The 4,874-nt window shown below is 44.6% G+C and carries 2 protein-coding genes and 1 pseudogene; all 3 read left to right on the forward strand.

Annotated elements, in window-relative coordinates:
* Nucleotides 1-47: 47 nt before the first annotated feature.
* Entirely contained in the window at nt 48-1,073 is a 1,026-nt protein-coding gene (locus DDR33_RS19925) for a FecR family protein (protein WP_109417562.1), read from the forward strand.
* A gap of 6 nt (nt 1,074-1,079) precedes the next feature.
* Entirely contained in the window at nt 1,080-4,661 is a 3,582-nt protein-coding gene (locus DDR33_RS19930; RefSeq protein WP_109417563.1) for a SusC/RagA family TonB-linked outer membrane protein, read from the forward strand.
* 10 nt (nt 4,662-4,671) lie between these two features.
* Nucleotides 4,672-4,874 (forward strand): annotated as a pseudogene (locus DDR33_RS25970) (RagB/SusD family nutrient uptake outer membrane protein); the annotation flags it as partial.

Here is a 4,874-nt window from a genome sequence, read left to right on the forward strand (position 1 = left end):
TACTGGGATAAAATCTTCAAGCCTGGTGTAATAGAAGTATAATAAACATGAAAAGAACTCCGGAACAATACAGGGATTATAAAAAAATAGATTTCTTCTACGATGAATATTTTATTTCAAGTGTAAGAGAAGGAAACTATCACCTCAATATCTTCTGGATTCAGGTAGGGGAACAATTCCCTGAAACTAAACCTTATATGGAAGAAGCAGCAGCATGGATCATGCTGCTGATCAGTCAACCGGTATATCAGTCGAAGGGGCGTGAAGCGAGCTGGCAGAAGATACAAAGCCAGTTGCCCCGCATAGAACGTCGCCGCAATATTGTCAGAATATTTAAAACCTATACAAAGAGAGCAGGACAGGCAGCTGCCGTTATTATCCTGAGTTTGTCATTGTATGACTTAAGCCAGCAGGGGCAGAAAACCAGGAGTGCCGGGTTCGGGCAAAAGAACCATTTCGTCTTGCCCGACGAATCCGAGATCGACCTGAACAGTAACTCTAGCCTCAGGTATGTCAGAAACTGGAAAAGCGACAAGCCAAGAGAAGTGTGGCTAAAGGGGGAAGCATTGTTTCACGTAAAGCATGTCGCCATAAAGAACAGGATAAGAGAGTCTGATTATTTCAGGGTTCATGCCGGCGGGGTCGTATTGACTGTAACCGGTACGCGCTTCAATGTGAAAGACCGGCGTGGTGTGCTGGAGGTCGCCCTGCTCGAAGGAAGTCTTCGGGTCGAGGATGAAAGCACACATCAGGTGATCGCGAGCCTTAAACCCGGCCAGAGCTTTACCTATAAAGGAGCCGCGGAAATTCAGATCAGTGAGGAGAATGACTCCCGGAATATAACGGCATGGAAAGATAATGAGATCAGGCTCAATAACTCATCCGTCGCCGCAGTCATAGCCGGCATTGAAGATAATTTTGGATATAAGGTCGTCTTACTTGATTCATCACTGTTAAACAGGCATTTATCAGGAACCATTCCTGCCAAGAATCTCGAAGACATCCTGTTTGTCCTGAGGCAGACACTCCATGTGGAAACCCAGATCACCGGAAATCAAATCACAATTAAATAAGACAATATGAAGAGAAAACTACTTTTGCTGTGCTTTTTAGTGTTTTGTGTGGGATTAACTGAAAACTTCGCCCAACGAAGGATCCCGCTCAAAAATGCCCTTGAAAAAGTTACCCAGGTTTACGGAACGAAATTTTCCTATGAAGAGGAACTTTTAAGGGGGAAAACCGTGAACGAAAATGTACTCCCCGCCGATAAAAGCAAGTCGCTGGAGCTGGTACTGAAAGACATTCTGTATCCTAATAAGCTGGTCTTCCTGTATGTTCAGCCCAACTATTATACCGTCGTTGCTGATAATAGAAAAGATACCAATGCTCCTGTCAGTCAGAATCCCGACTCATTCAGGACGATCACCGGGTATGTGAAGGACTCCCAAGGTGATGCCGTCATCGGGGCAACAGTACTTCCGGTGGGTCAATCCACAAGGGCGGGTGTTTCAACAAACAGTGACGGTCAGTATGTGCTGCGGTTGAGAGAACCGGCAAGCGCACTGATCTTTTCATATATTGGCATGCAGTCGAAACAGGTGCCCATTGCCGGGTCCGACAGGATAGATGTGGTACTTCAGAACGATGTGCACATGCTCAGCGAAGTAACGGTGCTTCCTGTTTCAAACGGGTATACAGTACTGCCAAAGGAAAGGGTAACGGGTGCTGCTACCACAATGACTGCCCCTGACCTGGAGAAGGTTCCCGCCATTAATCTGATAGACCGCATCGAGGGAGTCATGCCGGGGGTAAAAGCGGATCCAACCACTAATAAAATTAGTATCAGGGGAGTGAATTCGTTTAGTGGCGTTGCTCCGGTAGAGCCTTTGATCGTAGTGGATGGTTTTCCTATGATGGATGTAAGTGACAGGCGGACGAACCTCTCTGAAAAGCTTGGGAATATGCAGGGAGGGGCCATTCTAAGTCGTTTTAACCCTAATGATATTGAAAGTATCACGGTGTTGAAAGATGCCGCCGCGTCTTCTATCTGGGGAGCCAGGGCAGCCAATGGAGTCATAGTCATTACGACCAAAAAAGGGAAAGAGGGCGCTCCCTCTATTAACTTCTCCACCAATTTAAGCTTTTCTGCACCTGCCAGCTTAAATAAGCTGAACAAGATGAGCTCTGCTGATTATGTTGATTTCGAAAAGGAACTTAAGGAAAAGGGTTTTGTTCGGGATACCTATAGCGGCCCGGTTACTTCTATAAGCAACCCTGTTACATTTATGAATAATTTCTCAGGTAAAACGCCTCTTAGTGAGGGGCTTGAATGGATGTTTGCGGTTGATCGCGGGACAGCAACGATAGCCCAGCGTGACTCGGCTCTTGCTGTGCTATCCGGCCTCGATAATCGTGGCCAGATAGAAAAATACCTGTTAAGAAGTGCGGTCTCTCAGCAATACAACCTTTCAGTAAGCGGCGGGGCTAACAAAACCAACTACTATGTCTCTACTAATTACAGCAAAGACTTGCCGGTGTTTAAAGGAAATAAGGGGGAAAGTATCTTTTTTACTTCAAATCTGAACAGTTCACTTTTCAATGATAAATTAAACTTCAGGGCCGGGTTCAATTATAATTACAATAATTCCGTCAATAATCCTGTAGCCGCAAATACTTTGGGTGGAGGCAGCTTTGCTTTGCGGCCATACGAAATGATTAAGGACGAAAGCGGCAATAACATTCAGCGGAATCTGCGTTTCAGGCCAGAAAATACAGCATACACAAATAGCCTGGGCTTTCTGCCCTGGACATACAATCCATTGGACGAGCTGGGAGCTACCGACTATAACTCCCAGGCGCATAAACTGATTTTTAATACTGCACTTGAAACCATGTTAGCAAAGTGGGCCAGTTTTGCGGTTTCTGGTTCCTTGCAACGAACTATTAGTGATCAGGAAAATATCGATTCCCGCGATTCCTATGCAGCCCGCGATATGATCAATTATGGCACAAGCTATAATTCAACTACAAAAAAACTGAGTTATGGAGTTCCTATGGGTGGAATTATTAACCTTAATAACCTCAATTCATGGCAGTATAATCTAAGAACGCAGCTTAATATCAATTATCAGTTTAATGAGCAGCACAGGGTGGACTTCCTGGCTGGCGCAGAGGTTGGGCAGTCTAAAACCAAGCTGTGGGTTTCGAAACGCTATGGTTTCGACGCTGATACCTATTCTTTCGCCTCAGTGAACCCGAACGTACCATACAACATCATTGAAGGATGGAGTCAGCAATTAGGCACGGGAGATTCACAGTCGAGGGGGCAAAACCGGTCTTTATCTTACTATTCGAATGCGGCGTTATCGTTATTTAATAACAAGTATGTTGTATCAGGAAGTGTCAGGTTTGACGATTTTACCCTTACAGGCGCCTCAAGATCACAAAGAGCAAAACCATTATGGTCGGTAGGTGGTAAATGGGACGCAAAAGCAGAGGAATTTCTGACCAATGTCGAATGGCTTACCAACGCTGCCGTTCGTCTTACTTACGGGATGAATGGTACAGCGCCAGCTAATGCAACGCCGCACACGGTCATCTATCTGGCAACCGATAACCAGAGCGGCCCATATGCATATATTAACCAGCCCGGCAACCCGCAGATATCATGGGAAAAGGTTAAAGCATGGAACCTGGGCCTGGATCTCAGCTTCCTTACCGGCCGCTTAGATATTACTTTTGACGTCTACGGTAAACGTACGAGTGATATAGTTTATAGTTTACCCTTCAACCCGACTTATGGCTGGACGAGTCTTCCTTTTAATGCCTCAAGCATGAAAGGACGTGGTTACGAATTTAGTGTGAAAACGGATTGGATAAGAGAAAAACTCTTTAAGTGGACGTCCGTTTTTAACTTATCCTATAACACAAATGAAGTGACCGACGCCAGGCTTGTAAAAAGCACCTCCTTTAATCTGGTCAACTCGGGTACTCCGATGGTTGGCCTGCCGCTTGACTATATGTACTCTTACCGGTGGGCAGGGCTGGATGATAAAGGTCAATCTCAGGTATACAATAAAAATGGAGAAATACTCACCATCGCTGATGGAAATAATAAACTGACAGCGGACGATCTTGTATATTCAGGAAGAAAGACAGCACCATATTTCGGAGGCTTTTTTAATAATTTCTCTTATGGAAATCTGACTTTGGGTGCAAGAATTAGCTATGAATTTGGAAATGTTCTGAGACGCCCGTCGACTGAAAATTATCCTACTTATCTTAACTATTATGGTGTGATCGGTGCGGAATCAGATGTTGCAAAACGATGGAAAAACCCGGGTGACGAACTGATTACCAATGTTCCGGGACTTACTGGTATCAGCGATAACAGTCTGAACAGGTACAGGAGTTCAGATCTGCTGACCATCAGTGGCAGTCATATCCGCCTGCAGCAAATATCTCTTGGCTACAATGTCCCTGTTGCTTTATTGCGCAAAACCTTCATGAAATCTCTGTCGGTGAACGGAAGTGTAAGGAATTTAGGCATCCTGTGGCGTAAGAATAAAGATCATGTAGATCCCAAATATATACGGACAAACAGCTATAACAATCTGCCGCCCACGAAAGCTTATTTTATCAGTCTGAATACATCTTTTTAATCTGAGTAACATGAAAAGAACTCTAATATATTATACCCTTTCTATCATTCTTACCGGTAGCATGGTGTCTTGCCGGGATTATGTAGAGATTGACAGTTATTCACAACGAACACTAAAATACACCAACGATTATCAACTGCTGATGAATGACAGGAACACGTTTGAAGTAAGTTTTCTTCTTCCTGTTATCACCTGTGATGATATTGAGACCCG

Source organism: Pararcticibacter amylolyticus, from assembly GCF_003130405.1.
GTDB classification, from domain to species: Bacteria; Bacteroidota; Bacteroidia; order Sphingobacteriales; family Sphingobacteriaceae; genus Arcticibacter; species Arcticibacter amylolyticus.